The organism is Microbacterium meiriae (assembly GCF_040686935.1).
GTDB classification, from domain to species: domain Bacteria; phylum Actinomycetota; class Actinomycetes; order Actinomycetales; family Microbacteriaceae; genus Microbacterium; species Microbacterium meiriae.
Genome location: NZ_JBFBMF010000003.1, coordinates 310,101 through 326,916, shown reverse-complemented (window position 1 = coordinate 326,916; position 16,816 = coordinate 310,101). Strand labels below are relative to the sequence as shown.

11 protein-coding genes and 1 other RNA gene are annotated in these 16,816 nt (G+C 72.2%); 4 read left to right on the top strand and 8 right to left on the bottom strand.

Annotated elements, in window-relative coordinates; translation table 11 throughout:
* Positions 1 to 87: 87 nt before the first annotated feature.
* From AB0P08_RS11580 to ffs, 7 genes are all read right to left on the bottom strand, one after another.
* Positions 88 to 2,595, bottom strand: coding sequence for a glycoside hydrolase family 65 protein (locus tag AB0P08_RS11580; RefSeq protein WP_363589964.1), 2,508 nt, complete (start codon positions 2,593 to 2,595; stop codon positions 88 to 90).
* Entirely contained in the window at positions 2,592 to 3,350 is a 759-nt protein-coding gene (locus AB0P08_RS11575) for a beta-phosphoglucomutase family hydrolase (RefSeq protein WP_187662165.1), read from the bottom strand. Before AB0P08_RS11575 ends, AB0P08_RS11580 begins: the two co-directional genes overlap by 4 nt.
* 99 nt (positions 3,351 to 3,449) lie before the next feature.
* Positions 3,450 to 4,670 (bottom strand): acetate/propionate family kinase, encoded by a 1,221-nt coding sequence (locus tag AB0P08_RS11570; RefSeq protein WP_363589963.1) that lies wholly within the window; start codon positions 4,668 to 4,670, stop codon positions 3,450 to 3,452.
* Positions 4,667 to 6,796, bottom strand: a complete 2,130-nt coding sequence (gene pta / locus AB0P08_RS11565) for a phosphate acetyltransferase (RefSeq protein WP_363589962.1) — start codon at positions 6,794 to 6,796, stop codon at positions 4,667 to 4,669. Before pta ends, AB0P08_RS11570 begins: the two co-directional genes overlap by 4 nt.
* A gap of 62 nt (positions 6,797 to 6,858) precedes the next feature.
* Positions 6,859 to 7,557 (bottom strand): hypothetical protein, encoded by a 699-nt coding sequence (locus AB0P08_RS11560; protein ID WP_363589961.1) that lies wholly within the window; start codon positions 7,555 to 7,557, stop codon positions 6,859 to 6,861.
* On the bottom strand, positions 7,554 to 8,162 hold the full coding sequence (locus AB0P08_RS11555) for a rhomboid family intramembrane serine protease (RefSeq protein WP_363589960.1): 609 nt from the start codon (positions 8,160 to 8,162) through the stop codon (positions 7,554 to 7,556). The genes AB0P08_RS11560 and AB0P08_RS11555 overlap by 4 nt, the downstream gene beginning before the upstream one ends.
* Positions 8,163 to 8,210: 48 nt before the next feature.
* Positions 8,211 to 8,307, bottom strand: an RNA gene (gene ffs, locus AB0P08_RS11550) — signal recognition particle sRNA small type.
* A 65-nt stretch (positions 8,308 to 8,372) separates the two neighbouring features.
* Between ffs and AB0P08_RS11545 the strand changes: the two genes are divergently transcribed.
* From AB0P08_RS11545 to AB0P08_RS11530, 4 genes are all read left to right on the top strand, one after another.
* Positions 8,373 to 11,306 carry a DEAD/DEAH box helicase family protein gene (locus AB0P08_RS11545; RefSeq protein ID WP_363589959.1) on the top strand — a complete coding sequence of 978 codons (2,934 nt, stop codon included), beginning with the start codon at positions 8,373 to 8,375 and terminating at the stop codon, positions 11,304 to 11,306.
* Positions 11,307 to 11,416: 110 nt separating this feature from the next.
* Positions 11,417 to 12,406, top strand: coding sequence for an AAA family ATPase (locus tag AB0P08_RS11540; RefSeq protein WP_187662170.1), 990 nt, complete (start codon positions 11,417 to 11,419; stop codon positions 12,404 to 12,406).
* Between the two features lie 10 nt (positions 12,407 to 12,416).
* Positions 12,417 to 13,607: a DUF58 domain-containing protein gene (locus AB0P08_RS11535; RefSeq protein WP_363589958.1), complete on the top strand. Its 1,191-nt coding sequence runs from the start codon at positions 12,417 to 12,419 to the stop codon at positions 13,605 to 13,607.
* Positions 13,594 to 15,861, top strand: coding sequence for a transglutaminase TgpA family protein (locus tag AB0P08_RS11530; protein WP_363589957.1), 2,268 nt, complete (start codon positions 13,594 to 13,596; stop codon positions 15,859 to 15,861). Before AB0P08_RS11535 ends, AB0P08_RS11530 begins: the two co-directional genes overlap by 14 nt.
* A gap of 18 nt (positions 15,862 to 15,879) precedes the next feature.
* Here the strand turns inward: AB0P08_RS11530 and trhO are convergent, their stop codons facing one another.
* Positions 15,880 to 16,788, bottom strand: coding sequence for an oxygen-dependent tRNA uridine(34) hydroxylase TrhO (gene trhO / locus AB0P08_RS11525; protein ID WP_363589956.1), 909 nt, complete (start codon positions 16,786 to 16,788; stop codon positions 15,880 to 15,882).
* Between the last annotated feature and the right edge of the window lie 28 nt (positions 16,789 to 16,816).

Here is a 16,816-nt window from a genome sequence, read left to right as displayed (position 1 = left end):
ACGCTCGACCCGGCCTCTTTCACGCGAACCACCCCGTTGCGGACGTCCGCAACGGGGTGGGACGCACGCAACGGGGTGGATCGGCGGTCAGTCGATCGGCTCGATGACGGGGATGGCGCTCGTGATCACCGGGACCGAGGCGGAGAGCCGGGTGCCGTCGTCGCGGCGGGCGTCGGCGAACTCCTGCAGCGTCGGGCGACCGGGGATCACGGGCCCCTGGTTCGCGAGGGGGACGATGACGTCGTCCTCCAGGGTCGCGATGTAGGCGTTGTCGCGCACGCTGAACGGCACCGGAGGACCGCTGCGGACCTGCACCCGCAGCTCGTGCCGCGTGACGGTCACCTGCATCGCCGTGCCCTGCCACTGCAGCGGGAACGACAGCGAGGGCCAGGACTCCGGGAGCCGCGGGTCGAAGCTGAGGTCGCCGCCGTAGTCGCGCATGCCGCCGAAGCCGCACACGAGCGCCGTCCAGACCCCACCTGCCGAGGCGACGTGCACGCCGTCGGCTGCATTGTGGTGCAGGTCGTGCAGATCGACGAACAGCGACTGCGCGAAGTACTTCTGCGCGAGGTCCTGGTAACCCACCTCCGCCGCGAGGATCGACTGCACGACCGCCGACAGGGTCGAATCGCCCGTCGTCAGCGGGTCGTAGTAGTCGAAGTCGGCCTTCTTCTCCTCGGGCGAGAAGTGGTTGCCCTGCAGGAACAGCGCCAGCACCACGTCGGCCTGCTTGAGCACCTGGAAGCGGTAGATCACGAGAGGGTGGAAGTGCAGCAGCAGCGGACGCTGGTCGGCCGGGGTGTTCGCGAGGTCCCAGACCTCCCGCTCCAGGAACAGCGAGTCCTGCGGGTGGATGCCGAGGCTCTCGCTGTACGGGATGTACATCGCCTCCGCCGCCCGCTCCCACGACTCCGCCTCACCGGATCCGAGACCCGTCCGCTCGACGAGGGCCGCGTAGTCCTCCGGGTAGCTGTCGCGGATCTCCCGCACGACCTTGGCCGCGTAACGGAGGTTGTACCGCGCCATGACGTTCGTGTACAGGTTGTCGTTCACGACGGTCGTGTACTCGTCCGGGCCCGTGACGCCGTGGATGTGGAACGTCTGGATCCCGTCGCCGGCACCGGACTGCTCGACCAGACGCGATCCCCGCCAGAAGCCGAGGGTGGCCCAGAGCCGCGCGGTCTCGATCGCGACGTCGGCCCCCTCCCGACGCAGGAACGCCTCATCCCCGGTGGCGCGCACGTACTTGCCCAGCGCGAAGCTGATGTCGGCGTTGATGTGGTACTGCGCCGTGCCGGCGGCGTAGTACGCCGAGGCCTCCTCGCCGTTGATCGTGCGCCACGGGAACAGTGCGCCGGCCTCGTTGAGCTGGGCGGCCCGGCGACGCGCGGCCGGAAGCATCTTCACCCGGGCCCGCAGTGCGTTGTAGGCCCACCGCGGCGTCGTGTAGGTGAGGAACGGGAGCACGTAGATCTCGGTGTCCCAGAAGTAGTGGCCGCTGTAGCCGGAGCCGGTCAGCCCCTTGGCGGGGACGCCGGCGCCGTCGGCCCTGGCCGATGCCTGCGCGAGCTGGAACAGGCACCAGCGGGTGGCCTGCTGCAGGTCGTCGCGCCCGCCGATCTGCACGTCGCTGCGCTCCCAGAACGCGTCGAGCCACTCGCGCTGACGCCGGAACACCGTCTCCACGCCCTCGTCCGCGGCCCGGTCGAGGGACCGACGGCAGCGGTCGACGAGCTCCCGCGGGGGCACCCCGCGGGAGGAGTGATAGCTGACGAGCTTGGTGATCGTGATGGGCACGCCGGCCTTCGCCTGCACACGGAAGACGTTCTTGGCGATGTCCGGCTCGATGAGCGTCCGGACGTTGTAGTCGTTCTCCGTCTCGATGATGTGATCGGCGACGACGGCGACGGTCATCCCGGACGCGGCGACCCGATACGACAGGGCGGAGCGCAGGCCGTCCTGCCAGTGCTCGGCCGGCTGCAGCACACGGTCCGCGATGCGCTCGGCCTTGCGCGGGTCGAAGGCGGCGCCCTTGGTCGTCATCGGAGAGCCGGCATACACGCCCGCCCCGTCCTGACGGTTGAGGAGCTGGCAGCTGATCGTGACCGGGGCGTTGGCGTTCTCGACGACGACCTCGAGCCGCAGCACCGCGAGGTGGCGCTCCTCGAAGCTCACGAGACGCTGATCCCGCATGCGCACCCGCTTGCCGGAGGGCGTCTCCCAGACCACGCGCCGTTCGAGCACCCCCGTGCGCATGTCGAGCGTGCGGGCGTACTCGCGCACGTCCGCGTCGTCGAGGGAGATCGGCTCGTCGTCGACGTAGAGCCGCATCACCTTGGCGTCGGGGGCGTTGACGATGGTCTGGCCGACTTCGGCGAAGCCGTAGGCCTGCTCGGCGTGCCGGATGGGCCAGGTCTCGTGGAGACCGTTGATGAAGGTGCCGTGCTCCTGCGCGCCACGCCCCTCGATGTGGTTGCCCCGGAGCCCGAGGTAGCCGTTGCCGACCGAGAACAGCGTCTCGCCGACGCCCTCCTCCGAGTAGCGCGTCTCGATGAGACGCCACGGGTCGACGGGGAAGCGGTCGCGGTCGATCATGCGGTCTCCGGGGTGTCGGTACGGGTGGCGGGAAGCAGGACGCCGAGGTCGTCGACGACGTGGGTGGCTCCGGCGGCCCGGAGCGCGTCGGCGCCCGCTCCGCGGTCGACGCCGATGACCACGGCATACCCCGCCGCGGCGGCGGAGGCGGCACCGGAGGTGGCGTCCTCGACGGCGATGCTGCGGGCCGGGTCGACGCCGAGGGCCGTGGCGCCGGCGGCGAACATGTCGGCAGCGGGCTTGGAGGCGAGGTGCTCGCGCTCGGCGACGACGCCGTCGATCACGACGCGGAAGAAGGAGCGGATGCCGGCGGCCGCCAGCACCTCCTCGGCGTTCTTCGAGCTGGAGACGACGCCGAGCGGGATCCCGGCGGCGTGCAGCGCCTCGACCACGGCGAGGGAGCCGGGGAACGGAGCGATGCCCTGGCTGCGGAGGGACGTCGCGAACGCGGCGTTCTTGCGGTTGCCGATCCCGCAGATGGTCTCGGCCGACGGGTCGTCGTCCACGGAGCCCCACGGCACCTCGACGTTGCGGCTGCGCAGCAGACTCGCGACGCCGTCGTAGCGCTTCTTGCCGTCGACGTAGGCGAAGTAGTCCTCGTCGGTGTACGGCGGAGTGATGTCCCAGCGGGCGAAGACGTCGTCGAAGACCGCCTTCCAGGCGCGCATGTGCACCTCGGCGGTCGGCGTGAGGACGCCGTCGAGGTCGAACAGCACACCGTCGGCGTGGAACAGGTCGGGCAGCGCGTGTGGCACAGAGCCTCCAGGAGAAGGACGAGGGTCGGGTCGGCACCTCTCCGTGCCACTGTGCAAGCGTAATGGCGGTGGCGCGCGCGGGGTAACCCCGGACCGGGATCAGAGCAGCTCGGCGGTCTGCCTGGCGATCTGCAGCTCCTCGTCGGTGGGGACGACGAGGACCGTCACGGCGGACGCATCCGTGGAGATGACACGGATGCCGCTCTCCTTCGCCTCGTTGCGGGTGGCATCGATCTCGATCCCCGCGAAGCCGAGCGTCGCCATCGCCGCTGCCCGCACAGGGGCCGCGTTCTCGCCCACGCCGGCGGTGAAGGACACGACGTCGACCCCGCCGAGCTGAGCGATGTAGGCGCCGGCGTAGGCCCGGAGACGGTGGACGTACACGTCGAAAGCGAGTGTCGCGGCCTCTTCGCCCGCAGCGACCCCGGCGAGGATGTCGCGCATGTCGCTGCGACCGGCGAGGCCGGCCAGCCCGCTGCGGGTGTTCAGGAGCGCGTCGAGGTCGTCGATCGTGTAGCCGGCGCGGCGCGACAGGTGCACGAGGGCGGCCGGATCGAGGTCGCCCGAGCGCGTCCCCATCACGAGCCCCTCGAGCGGGGTGAGGCCCATCGACGTCTCCACCGAGCGACCGCCGTCGATCGCGGTGACCGAGGCGCCGTTGCCGAGGTGGAACACGAGCTGCCGCAGGGAGCCGAGATCGCGCCCGAGGAAGCGCGCGGCGGCCTCGCTGACGTACTGGTGGCTCGTGCCGTGGAAGCCGTATCGACGGACCCGGTGCGCGGCGGCGAGCTGCGCGTCGATCGCGTAGGTGTACGCCGCGGGCGGGAGGGTCTGGTGGAACGCCGTGTCGAAGACCGCGACGTGCGGGACGTCGGCGAACACGGCGCGGGCCGCCCGGATGCCGGCGAGGTTCGCGGGGTTGTGCAGCGGCGCCAGCACGGCGAGCTCGTCGATCTGCCGCTCGACGTCGGCATCGATCAGGGTGGGCGCGTAGAAGCGCGCCCCACCGTGCACGACCCGATGCCCCACGGCGGCAGGGGCATGCGCCTCCAGCGAGGGACCGTGCGCCGCGAACTGCGCGCGCATGACCTCGAAGGCCGTGGCGTGGTCGGGGATGGGCTGCTCGTCGCGGTAGGTGGCGTCGAGCATCGTGGCCGACGGTCCGTCACCCGGCTCCGGGCGCACGGTATGGGCGACAGGGCTGGACTCCTGTCCGATGCGCTCGATGAGCCCGCTGGCGAGTTCGTCCTCGTGCGCGGTGTCGATGAGGCTGTACTTCAGCGAGGACGACCCGCTGTTGATGACGAGGATCGCGCTCACGCCCCCTCCCCCGATCGCTCGTCGCCCTGGGCCTGGATCGCCGTGATGGCCACGGTGTTCACGATGTCGTCGACGAGCGCACCGCGGGACAGGTCGTTGATGGGCTTGTTGAGTCCCTGGAGCACTGGACCGATGGCCACGGCGCCGGCGGAGCGCTGCACCGCCTTGTAGGTGTTGTTGCCGGTATTGAGGTCGGGGAAGACGAACACGGTCGCCCGCCCCGCCACCGCCGAGTCCGGCAGCTTGGCCTTGGCGACCGCCGCGTCGGCGGCGGCGTCGTACTGGATGGGGCCCTCCACGAGGAGCTCGGGAGCGCGCTCGCGCACGAGTGCCGTCGCCGCCCTGACCTTGTCGACGTCGGCTCCCGACCCGGACTCACCGGTGGAGTACGACAGCATCGCCACGCGAGGGTCGATGCCGAACTGCCGGGCGGTGGTGGCGGACGAGATCGCGATGTCGGCGAGCTGCTCGGCCGTGGGATCGGGGATGACCGCGCAGTCGCCGTACACGAGCACGCGGTCGGCGAGGGCCATGAGGAACACGCTGGAGACGACGTTCACACCCGGCTTCGTCTTGATGATCTCGAAGGACGGACGGATCGTGTGCGCCGTGGTGTGCGCGGCACCGGAGACCATGCCGTCGGCGAGACCGAGGTGCACCATCATCGTCCCGAAGTAGGAGACGTCCGTGACGGTATCGGCGGCCTGCGCGAGCGTGATCCCCTTGTGGGCGCGCAACCGGGCGTACTCGGCGGCGAAGCGCTCCACGAGGGCCGGGTCGGTGGGGCTCACCACGTGCGCACCGGCGATGTCGAGGCCGAGCTCCGCCGCCCGCGCACGGATCGCGCCGTCGTCGCCGAGGATGGTCAGCTCCGCCACCTCACGGGACAGCAGCGCCGCCGCCGCGCGGAGGATGCGGTCGTCGTCGCCCTCGGGGAGGACGATATGGCGACGGTCGGACCGCGCGCGTTCCATCAGTCCGTACTGGAACATGAGCGGCGTGACGACGTGCGACTCGGCGAGCCCGAGCTGCTCGGTGAGCTCGGCCACGTCGACATGCGCCTGGAAGAGTCCGAGTGCCCGGTCGTAGCGACCGCGCGAGTCGGCGGAGATGCGACCGCGGGCGCCCATCACCCGTACCGCCGTGTCGTACGTGCCGAGGTCGGTGGTGATGATCGGCACCGAGGAGGCGAAGCCGTCGAGGAGCTGGAGGATCGGGTCCGGCAGCGGGAAGGGACCGTTGAGGATGATCCCGGCGATCCGCGGGAACGTGCCGGAGGAGTCGGCGAGGAGCGCGGCGAGCAGCACCTCGGTGCGGTCCGCGGGGATCACGACGACGGCCTCGTCGGTGAGACGCGGCAGGACGTTCACCATCGACATCCCGGCCACGACGATGGACAGCGCCACCGCGGTCAGACGATCCTCGTCGCCCTTGAGCAGCGTCCCGTCGACGGCGGAGACGATGCCGCGGATGGACGGCGCGACGAGCGCGCGGTCCTCGGGCAGCGCCCAGACCGGGGTGCCGGCGGGGAGGACGGCGCGCACCGCGTCGACGATGGCATCGAGCCCGTCCGGGTCGGCCCTGTTCACGGCCACCGCGAACAGCTCCGCGCGCTCCTCCGCGAGTTCCGGCAGCGCGAGGGCGGCGATCTGGCCGACGGCGGCGGGCACCCGCGCGGTCGTGGTGCCGAGCTGCTCGGCCTGCCGCTGCTGGTCGCGCCCGCTCAGCACGAGCAGGACGGGGGCGCCGAGGTTCGCCGCGATCCGGGCGTTGAAGCCGAGCTCGGCGGGGCTCGCGACGTCGGTGTAGTCGCTGCCGACGATCACCACCGCGTCGCACTGCGCCTCGACGGCCTTGAAGCGGGCGACGATGGTCGACAGCGCGCCCTCCGGATCGGCGCGCACATCGTCGTAGGTGACGCCGATGCAGTCCTCGTAGTCGAGCTGGACGCCGTCATGGGCGAGCAGCAGCTCGAGGATCTCGTCGCGCTCCGCGACCGCCCGGGCGATCGGGCGGAAGACCCCGACGCGCGGTGACACGCGCATCAGCGCGTCGAGCGCCCCCAGGGCGATCGTCGACTTCCCGGTGTGGCCTTCGGCCGAGGTGATGTAGATGCTCCGCGACACGGCTCCAGCTTAGGCGGGCGCCCCGACACCGCACCCCACAGCTGCCGTGACAATCGCGGCGGTCACTCGCACGGGCCGGAGAGCACGTCGACGACCGCCGTCGCGTCCTCCTGATACCGCGTGTAGTAGTCCCGATCGGTGTTCACCTGCACCCGGTGGATGGCATGCGAGGGCGCCATCGACGGCCAGTCGGGCACGCGTCCGAGGCGCTCGAAGAACAGCCGGGCGGCGGTGGCCGGATCCATCCGCTGCTCCACGCTTCCCCACCAGTCCTGTTGCTGGAAGAGGCCGATGCTCGTCGTGCGCGATCCATCCGGATTGGTCCAGCCGCGCGTCTCCCAGTCCCCGTAGTCGATGTTGCGCAGACTGCTCTCGCCCATCGCGGTCATGACGCCGAGGATCTGGCCGTCCCGCGCGAATCCGAGCTCGTCGGCGGTGCGGATGATGGTCGCAGCGTTCTCGAGCTGTTCACCGCTCCATCCGGCCACTCCTGCCTGGGGGAAGGTCGACGGACGGTCGAGGCAGACGGGCGCCGGATCCCTCGCCAGCCCCAGCGGGATGAGCACGAGCAGCGCCGCCCCCGCGGCCACCACGGCGGCGGACACGGCGACGCGTCGCAGGATCCGCTTCCGCTGTGCGCGCCGGGCGGCTCGACGGCGGGCCTCGCGGCGTCGGCGGTTGGCGGCCTCGCGCGACGCGGCGGGCCGCCGGGTCGACGTGGTCCGCGTCCCCGTCGTCCTCCTCGTGCGCGGAGCCGTCATCGTCCGACGGCGCGGCGCTGATCGGGACGGCGTCCGGCGAGCGCGGCCGCACCGCCCCCGATGGCACCGAACAGATGGCCCTGCCAGGACACACCGTCCGCGACGCCGAACACCCCGGCCAGCATGGTGCCGCCGTACAGGCCGACCACGACGACGGCGATCACCGCGTAGAGGATGCGATGCGCCACGCGGCCGGGGGCGAACACCCGCATCACCACGTAGCCGAAGTAGCCGAACACGAGTCCGGAGGCGCCGACCGTCAGCGTGCCGGGCGCGTTCACGAGCCAGGTCCCGAGCCCGCCGACGACCGCGACGATCACGGTGACCGCCCAGAACCGGCGCGTGCCCTCGACGGCCACCAGGCAGCCCAGCACGAGGAACGGGACGGAGTTCGCGATCAGATGCGCCCAGCTCGCGTGCAGCAGCGGCGCGAACACGATCCCGAGCAGCCCGGCGGGATGCCACGAGCGGATGCCGAGGCCGCTGAACGAGCCCGGCAGCACGGCGTCCGCGAACTGCACCGCCCACATCGCCGCGAGCAGCAGCACGGGCGACGCGAATCGCCGCAGCGGATGCTCGGCTCTGGCCGGCGGAGGAACGGTCACCGCTCGATTCTCGCAGGAGCACCCTGGGGCCGGCTGGACGCGGGCAAAAGAAAAGACCCTCCGCGCACCCAGCAGAGCCCGGTTACCCTTGCTGCGTTTCCGCCCTGGGGGAATTGGCCTGGATGCCGCCACGCGGAGAGCCGTCGTCCACTCTACCCGACGCCGACCGGCGCGATGACACACCGCACTCTTTGAGAGACTGTGCAGGTCATGGATCCGCTCGCCCACCCGCTCTCGTCGTGGCGGTTCCGCGGACCGCTGCGCACGTACCAGGCCGAGGTGCTGGAGCGCATCGAGGTCGGCTCCGACGAGAAGATGCACGTCGTCGCACCGCCGGGTTCCGGCAAGACCCTGCTCGGACTGCTGCTCGCCGCGCGGGAGGGGCACCGCACGCTCGTCCTGACTCCGACGCTCACCATCCGCCAGCAATGGCTCCGGGAGGCACGGAAGCTCGCCCCCGAGGACGATGCCGTCTCGGACGATCCGCGGCGACTCGGGGATCTCACCGTGCTGACCTACCAACTCCTCAGCGTCACCGGCGACGGCTCGCCGTTCGAGGAGCTGGCGCGTCATCGGTGGATCGCCGAGCTCGCCGAGACCGATCGGTCCGAGGCCGATGCGGCGACCTGGCTCGCCACGCTCGAGGTCGACAACCCCGACCGCTACCGCTCAGGACTCCGGCGGCGGGTACGCCGGGTGCGCCGTTCGTTCTCGCAGCAGCGCCCGGAGGAGCTGGCCCGGGTGCTGCACCCCAACGCCGTGGCGCTCATCGACGCGATCGTCGCCGCCGGAGTGCGCACGATCATCCTCGACGAGTGCCATCATCTGCTCGACCACTGGGCGCTGGTCGTCGCCTACCTGGCGGCGCGCATCCGGGCCGCGGGATCACCCCCGGTCCTGATCGGCCTGACGGCGACGCTCCCCTCCCCCGACGACGGTGTCGAGTACGAGAACTACACGCGCCTGCTCGGAGACGTGGACTACGAGGTGCCCGCCCCCGCGGTGGTGAAGGAGGGCCACCTCGCGCCCTACCGGGATCCGATCTGGTTCACCCAGCCGGACCCGACCGAGGCCGCCTTCATCCGCCGGCACGAAGCCCTGCTCGCGGATCTCGTCGGGCAGGCGCTGTCCTCGCCGGACGGCGTGGCGTATCTGGAGGCGACGTTGCAGCCGGAGCCGGCGGAGGGCTCCGTGCCACCGACGGGGACGGACGACCCCGACATCGCGCGGCGGGCACGGCTGGAGCACGCGCTCTCCACGGACTTCACCCTCACCCGGGCCGCCGGCGTCGTCCTCAAGGCGGTGGCGCCGTGGCACCCGATCGGCGCGCTCCTGCCGCCGGTGCTGTTCGGCCGCTGCACGACCGACGACCTCCTCACGGTCCTCACCCGTTTCGCGCAGACGCGCCTGCTCACCGACCCCACCGCCCTGCGCCAATGGGAGCACGTGCGCGGAGCTCTCGCGGATTTCGGCCTGCACCTCACCGACCGGGGGCTGCGACGCGGCCGGGACCCGGTGGAGACCACACTGACGTCTTCGGTGGCGAAGGACCGCGCGGCCGTGGACATCCTGCGCCGCGAGCTGAGCGGAGACGCCGGCGCCCGGATGCGCGCGGTGGTCGTGACCGACTTCGTCGAGCACGGGAGCCGCCGCGGGCTCACCGGGCAGCCCGCCGGCGCGCTCCGCGTCTTCGACCTCCTGGCCGCCGACGAAGTGACAGGGACACTGCGTCCGGTGCTGCTGACCGCCCATCATCTGCGGGTGCGGGCCGTCGATGCCGCCGACCTCGCGGAGCAGCTGTCCGCGGTGCTCGGGGACGAGGTGACGGTCGTCGACGGAGCAGGAGGCGCGCGGGATCTCCGCGTCGCCGAGGCCGGACGGGGCCAGGTCGTCGCGGCCGTCTCGGAGCTGATCCGACGCGGCACCGTGCGGGTGCTCGTGGGCACCCGAGGACTCCTCGGCGAGGGGTGGGACTGCCCGTCGGTGAACACGCTGATCGATCTGACCGCGGTGGCGACGAGCACCGGCACCCAGCAGCTCCGGGGGCGCACCCTGCGTCTCGACCCCGCATGGCCGGAGAAGGTGGCGCACAACTGGTCGGTGGCGTGCGTCATCCCCGCGTCCGTCGACCTGGACAGCCCCGCCGAGACGCAGCGCCTGCGACGACGACACGGACACCTCTGGGGGCTCAGCGCCGACGACGGCACCCGGATCGTCTCGGGACTGGACCACGCGCTCCCCTCCGCCGCGATCGCCGCACTCGACGACGTCCTCGAGAAGGTCCCCGGCGCCACGATCGAGAGGATCAACGAGGAGACGCTCTCGCGGCTCCCCACCCGCGCCCAGACCAGAGCGGACTGGCGGATCGGCGAGCCTCACGACTCCCGGGAGCGCGACGTGGTGTCCGTCCGCACGACGCCGGAGGCCCGCCTGCTGCGGACGGGACCGACCCTCGCCGCTGCCGTGCCCCTGACATTCGGATTCAGCGCGACCGGCATCGCCCTCGGAACGGCGGCGTTGGGGGCGATCGGCGCAGTCTCCCTCCCGCTGGAGGCGGGCGTCACCGTCGCGGCGCTCGGCGGCGTGCTGGCGACCGCTGTGGTGTGCGGGTCCAGCGTGCTGCGCGCGTTGCACCGCCTCCGTGACCCCGCTGCTCTGTACGGCGGCGCCGCGCTGGCCATCGCCCGGTCCCTCCACGACGCCGGACGGGTGGGGCCCTTCGATGCCTCGACCGTCCGGGTGCGCAACCGCTCCGCCGCCGACTTCTGGATCGAGATCGCCGGCCCGCGGAGCGACCGCGCACTGATCGCCGACGCCCTGCAGGAGCTGTTCGCCGTGGCCGAGAGCCCGCGCTTCCTCCTGCGGGTCGACCAGGGGGTCTTCGGCCGGCCCGGTCCCGTGCTCGACCGCCTCCGCTCGATCGTCGACCGCGCCGTCCCCGGTCGTCGTCTGCTGCCGGTTCCCGCAGCGCTCTCCCGCCGCCGAGCCGACGCCGAGGCTTTCGCCGCGCGGTGGCGGGAGACGGTCGGGCAGTGCGAGCTCCACGAACTCCGGGGGACGACGGGTCTCGCGCTGCTCCAGGTCGCCCGCCTCACCCCTGCGCTGCTCGACCCCGCGGAGCCGCGGTACCGGATCTGGGGCTGACGGCCGGCCCTGCCGTCTCACGCAGACCGGCCAGCCCGACATGGTCCCGCAGGCCGTGCGGAGCGTACGATCGATGCACGCGCATCGTTGCGCCGGACGAGAGGGAACGCATGCCAGAGAACGCCCCCCTGAGCCCGGTCGCGATCGACGCCGACGGATTCGCCGCACAGACGGCGGCCATCCTCGGCTCGATCAGCCAGGTGATCGACGGGAAGCCCGAGGCCGTGCGCAGCGCCCTCGTCTGCCTGCTCGCCGAAGGCCATCTGCTCATCGAGGACGTGCCCGGGGTCGGGAAGACCATGCTTGCGCGCGCCCTCGCCGCCACCGTCGATGCCACCGTCCGGCGCATCCAGTTCACCCCGGATCTCCTTCCCGGCGACGTGACGGGCGTGTCCGTCTACAACCCCGTCGACCGCGAGTTCGAGTTCAAACGCGGCGCCATCTTCGCGCACATCGTCATCGCCGACGAGATCAACCGCTCGTCCCCCAAGACCCAGTCGGCGCTGCTGGAGGCCATGGAGGAGGGGCAGGTCACGGTCGACGGCTCCACCCACCGGCTGCCCGATCCGTTCCTCGTGGTCGCCACGCAGAACCCGCTGGAGATGGAGGGCACGTACGCGCTCCCGGAGGCGCAGCGCGACCGCTTCATGATGCGCATCTCGATGGGCTACCCCGACCCCGCGGCCGAGGCCCTCATGCTCCGGCAGCGCGACGTCGTGAATCCGCTGGCGACCGTCACCCCCGTCGCGGACGCCGCCGCGATCTCCCAGCTCATCGCGTGGGCGCGCGCCGTGCACGTGGCGCCCGCCCTCGAGGAGTACGCCGTCTCCCTCGCCCAGGCGACGCGGAACGACCCCAGCCTGCACCTCGGCGCCAGCCCGCGGGCCACGCTGCAGCTCGTCCGCGCGGCGAAGGTCTGGGCCGCGCTGGACGGCCGCGACTACGTCATCCCGGACGACATCACCGACCTGCTGATCCCCGTGTTCGCGCACCGGCTGCTCCCCGCCCGCGGGGCCCACCGTGCCGGCGCGCAGCCGGTCGAGGCCGCACTCACCCAGATCGCCGAGCGCGTCCGCGTCCCCGTCGCGACCCGCTCCTGAGGACGCGATCATGCGCCGACGTCGACTGCTCACGCCGCGCGGCACCGGTGCGCTCGTCGCCGCGCTCGGGTGCGTGATCGCGGCCAACGTCCTCGGCGCCAGGATCCTCCTGTACCTCGGGATCCTGCTGGCTGCGCTCACGCTGTTCGCCGCCCTCGCCGTGCGTCTCCCGCGACGTTCCGGAACGGTCAGCCGACAGATCTCGACCGACCTGCTCACGGTCTCGGAGACCTCGCGGGTGACGGTCCGCTTCACGCTGCGCGCCCTCCGGGTCCCGCACGGGCTCTGGCACGACGTCCTCCCCACCGCGGTCGCCGGCGACTCGGGGGGCGAGTATCCCCGGGACACACCCCAGCTGAGTTACCTCGTCACCGGCGTCCGCCGGGGTGTCTGGCCGCTGGGCCCCCTCCTGCTGCGCACCGTCGACCCGTTCGGTCTCGCCCAGCGCGAGCAGGCCTTCGGCGACACGCGCACCATCACGGTCGTGCCGGAGGTCTTCGCGCTCACCCCGCTCGCCGTGCGGATCGGCGCCGCGGGCGGGACCGCGCACACCTCCTCCACCCGCCTGGGCCAGGGCAGCGACAACCTCTCCCCCCGCGGCTACGCACCGGGTGACTCGATGCGACGCATCCACTGGAGGGCGACGGCGCACCGCGGCGAACTCATGGTCCGGCAGGAGGAGGAGGAGTCGAGCCCCGACGCGGTCGTCGTGCTCGACCTCGCCGCCGGCGGCTGGACCACGGGGACCGATGCCGTCGACCCGGCATTCGAGGCCGCGGTCTCCCTGTGCGCGTCCGCCGCCGTGCACCTCGCTGCGGAGGGGTACAGCGTCGACGTGCTGGACAGCGCCGGCACGCTCCTCGGCGTGCTCCGCGGACACGAGGACGACAGGGACGGCCTGCTGGTCGCCCTGGCGATGGTGACGCCGCGCGGCGAGAGGCGCGACCTCGCCGCGCTCCTGGGCGGGACACCGCCGGGGCCGCTCGTCTATGTGACCGGTCGGCTGGACGAGGAGGACGCCGCGCTCCTGCGTCCGGCGGGAGCCGCAGCACCGCTGCTGTTCAGCACCGATCCGCTCCCGGGAACGGAGGACGCCGCCCGCCGGCACGGCTGGACCGTGACCCGGCTCGGCGTCGACGTCGCGGATGCCTGGGACGACGCGCTGTCGGCGCGGACGGGAGCCGCTGATGTTCCGCGCTGAGCGCACGCGACCCGCCCCCGTGCCCGCCGACACCCGCGCACGCTGGCACCGTGACCGGGAGGAGCCGCCATCCGGTGTCCTCGCTCCGGCGGCCCTCGCCGGCCTCGCGGCCCTCACGGCGCTGTGGCCGTTCACCGCCGTCATCGCTCCGGGGACCTGGTCGTTCGTCGCGACCGTCGTCATCATCGCGGTCGTGGGGGTCGGCGCGCTCGTGCGTCATCTCCTACGCGGGCGTTCGGAGGGTATCGCCGGGCTGCTCGCCCTTGTGGCGCAGGTCATCGTGGCGGTGGGCGTCCTCACGCTGCTCCTCGCCGGAGACACCGCGATCGCGGGGGTCGTGCCGACGCCCCGCACCTTCGGCCTGTTCCAGGCCCTCGCCTCCGCCGCGGCGGAGGAGATCGTCTTCGGTTCGGCCCCGCTGGAGGCCTCCCCGGGGCTTGCGGCCGCCCTCGGAGCGGGCTTCGCGGTCGTCGCGATCCTGCTCGATCTCCTGATCGCGAGTCGCTCCGCCGTGCTCACGACCGTTCTGCTGGGCGTCACCGGTGCGGTGCCCATGATCATCACCCTTGGTGCCCCGAATGTGGCCTGGTTCGCCCTCGCGGCGGTCGTGGCGCTCCTCGTGTTCCGCTTCACTGCACGTCGGCATCCGGAGTCACCGCGCCGCGCGTCGGCCGGCGTCGCGGTCGCCGTCGGTGCCGCCGCCCTCGCGACCACCCTCGTCGTGACGCCGCTGCTCCCGGTCGGCTCGACCATCACCGGCACCGGGGTCGGCGTGACCGTCGATGCCTCGCTACGGCTGGGCGACGATCTGCGGCAGCCGAGTCCGGTCGAGGTGCTGACGGTGGCCGCGAAGACCGACACCGCCCCGTATCTCCGCCTCACGACCCTCTCCCGGTTCGACGGCCGCGTCTGGCAGCCGGATCGCGGGGACCTGCAGTCTCAGGTCGACGGCTTCGGGGATCCGGAGTGGGGGGACGACATCACCACCGCGGAGCAGACGACCTCGATCCGGGTGCTGCGCATGTCGAGCTCCTGGCTCCCGCTGCCGTATCCGGCCACGGAAGTGCAGGGTCTGAGCGCCGCGTGGCGCGTGTCGCCCGAGAACCGCACCCTCTTCTCCCGCCGTGCCGATGCGGTCGGCAACGACTACACGGTCACCTCGCTCCGCGTGACGCCGACCCTGGAGCAGATCCGCGCCGCGGAGGCCGCCCCGCCCCTCGCGGACGCGGAGGACGAGGACGTCGAGCTGCCGGACATCATCTCCCGGCTGGCGACGGAGGTCACCGCGGACGAGGAGACCGACTACGACCGCCTCGTCGCCCTGCAGAACTGGTTCCGGTCGCAGTTCGAGTACTCGCTGGAGACGCCGGTCGACGAGGGATTCGACGGGACGGGCGCGGACGCGGTGGCACGATTCCTCGAGGAGCGGTCCGGGTACTGCGTGCACTTCGCCGGCTCCTTCGCCCTCATGGCCGAGAGCCTGGGCATGCAGGTGCGCATCGTGGTGGGCTACCTCCCCGGGTCCCTCACGGACGAGAAGCGCGGAGACGAGTCGATCTTCTCGGTATCGAGCGATCAGCTGCATTCCTGGCCCGAGGTGCTGTTCCCCGGGATCGGCTGGGTGCCGTTCGAGCCGACCGCCTCGCTCGGGGTCCCCACGGCCTTCCGGGCGGGCACGACCGCAGGCGGGACCGGCGGAGGTCCGGCCACTCCTGCGCCGACGACCGCACCCCAGACGGAGGAGACCTCCGGCCCCGAGGTCGATCGGCGGGATGCCGATGCCGGCTCGACGGACTCCGGAGAGCTGCGCCGGCTGGACCCGACGCCGGTGGTCCTCACCGTGCTCGGCGTCGTGGCGCTCCTCCTCCTTCCCGCGCTCGTCCGGCTCGTCGAGCGGCGCCTGCGTATGCGCCGTGCCGCACGCGGAGACGCCGCCGCGGCCTGGGCGGAACTGCGCGACACCCTGATCGATCTCCGGATCGCGGTCTCGGATGCGGACAGTCCGCGGATGCGGGCCGCCGGGCTCGTCAGGGACGCGGGAGCCGACGAGGGTGCGCTGGGGCGGCTCATCGCGGCCGTGGAGCGCGCCAACTACGCCCGCGCGTCCGCGGCGGAGGACGACCTCGGCGCGCCCTTGCAGTCCGTGCTCGCCAGTCTCCGCGCGCATGTCGACGGGTCGACGCGGGCACGCGCACTGCTGCTGCCGCGGTCGCTCTACGCTCCGCGCGGATCAGACGCCCGGCTCCTGGTGTGACCGTCGTCGTCGCGCCGCTCAGGCCCGCGTCGGCACGGTGGCCGCATGCGCGGGGCACGCGACGGCCTCGCAGTCCGCGCAGACGACGGACTGCACGCGGCACGACGGGTCAGGGCAGTTGGCGGTGCGCTTGGTCGCCGCGCCGCATCCCACGCACACACCGATGACCCGCGCGTGATCCGAGAAGTCGACGGATCCACGCCCGTCGAAGACGTAGAGCGATCCGTCCCAGAGGCCGTCGTCGCCGAAGGTCTCCCCGTAACGGACGATGCCGCCCTCCAGCTGATACACCTCGCCGAAGCCGCGGGCGACCATGAGACTCGACAGCACCTCGCAGCGGATGCCGCCGGTGCAGTACGTGACGACGGGCTTGCCCTTCAGGTCGTCGTAGGTGCCGGAGTCGAGCAGGCGCACGAAGTCCCTGGTGGTCTCCGTATCCGGCACGACGGCGCCGCGGAAGCGTCCGATCTGGGCCTCCAGCGCGTTCCGTCCGTCGAAGAACACGACCTCGTCCCCGCGCTCGGCGACCAGGGCGTGCAGCTGTTCGGGGGTGAGCCGCGCGCCCCCGCCGACGACGCCGTCCGCGCCGACCCGCAGCTCGTCCGGGGCGCCGAACGACACGATCTCGTCGCGCACCTTCACACTCAACTTCGGGAAGTCGAGGCTGCGACCCGACGCGTCGAGCCCGGTGCCCTCGCTCCACTTGATGTCGGCGTCGCGGAAGGGCGCATAGGAGCGGAATGACCGCACCCATTTCTTCAGCACCGGGAGGTCGCCGCCGAGAGTGCCGTTGATGCCCTGCGACGAGATCAGCAGCCGACCGCGCAGCCCCAACGCCTCGCCGAGATCGCGCTGCCAGACGCGGATGGCCTCCGGGTCGGCGAGCGGGGTGAACGCGTAGAAGAGGAGGATCTTGGGGGTGGCCACCCAGGAATCCTACGTCGCCTCCCGCGGG

Excerpts from the sequence above, each read along its gene's own strand:
- AB0P08_RS11580 (WP_363589964.1), bottom strand. The coding sequence starts at position 2,595 with ATGATCGACCGCGACCGCTTCCCCGTCGACCCGTGGCGTCTCATCGAG.
- AB0P08_RS11560 (WP_363589961.1), bottom strand. The coding sequence starts at position 7,557 with ATGACGGCTCCGCGCACGAGGAGGACGACGGGGACGCGGACCACGTCG.
- AB0P08_RS11545 (WP_363589959.1), top strand. The coding sequence starts at position 8,373 with ATGGATCCGCTCGCCCACCCGCTCTCGTCGTGGCGGTTCCGCGGACCG.
- AB0P08_RS11540 (WP_187662170.1), top strand. The coding sequence starts at position 11,417 with ATGCCAGAGAACGCCCCCCTGAGCCCGGTCGCGATCGACGCCGACGGA.
- AB0P08_RS11535 (WP_363589958.1), top strand. The coding sequence starts at position 12,417 with ATGCGCCGACGTCGACTGCTCACGCCGCGCGGCACCGGTGCGCTCGTC.
- AB0P08_RS11530 (WP_363589957.1), top strand. The coding sequence starts at position 13,594 with ATGTTCCGCGCTGAGCGCACGCGACCCGCCCCCGTGCCCGCCGACACC.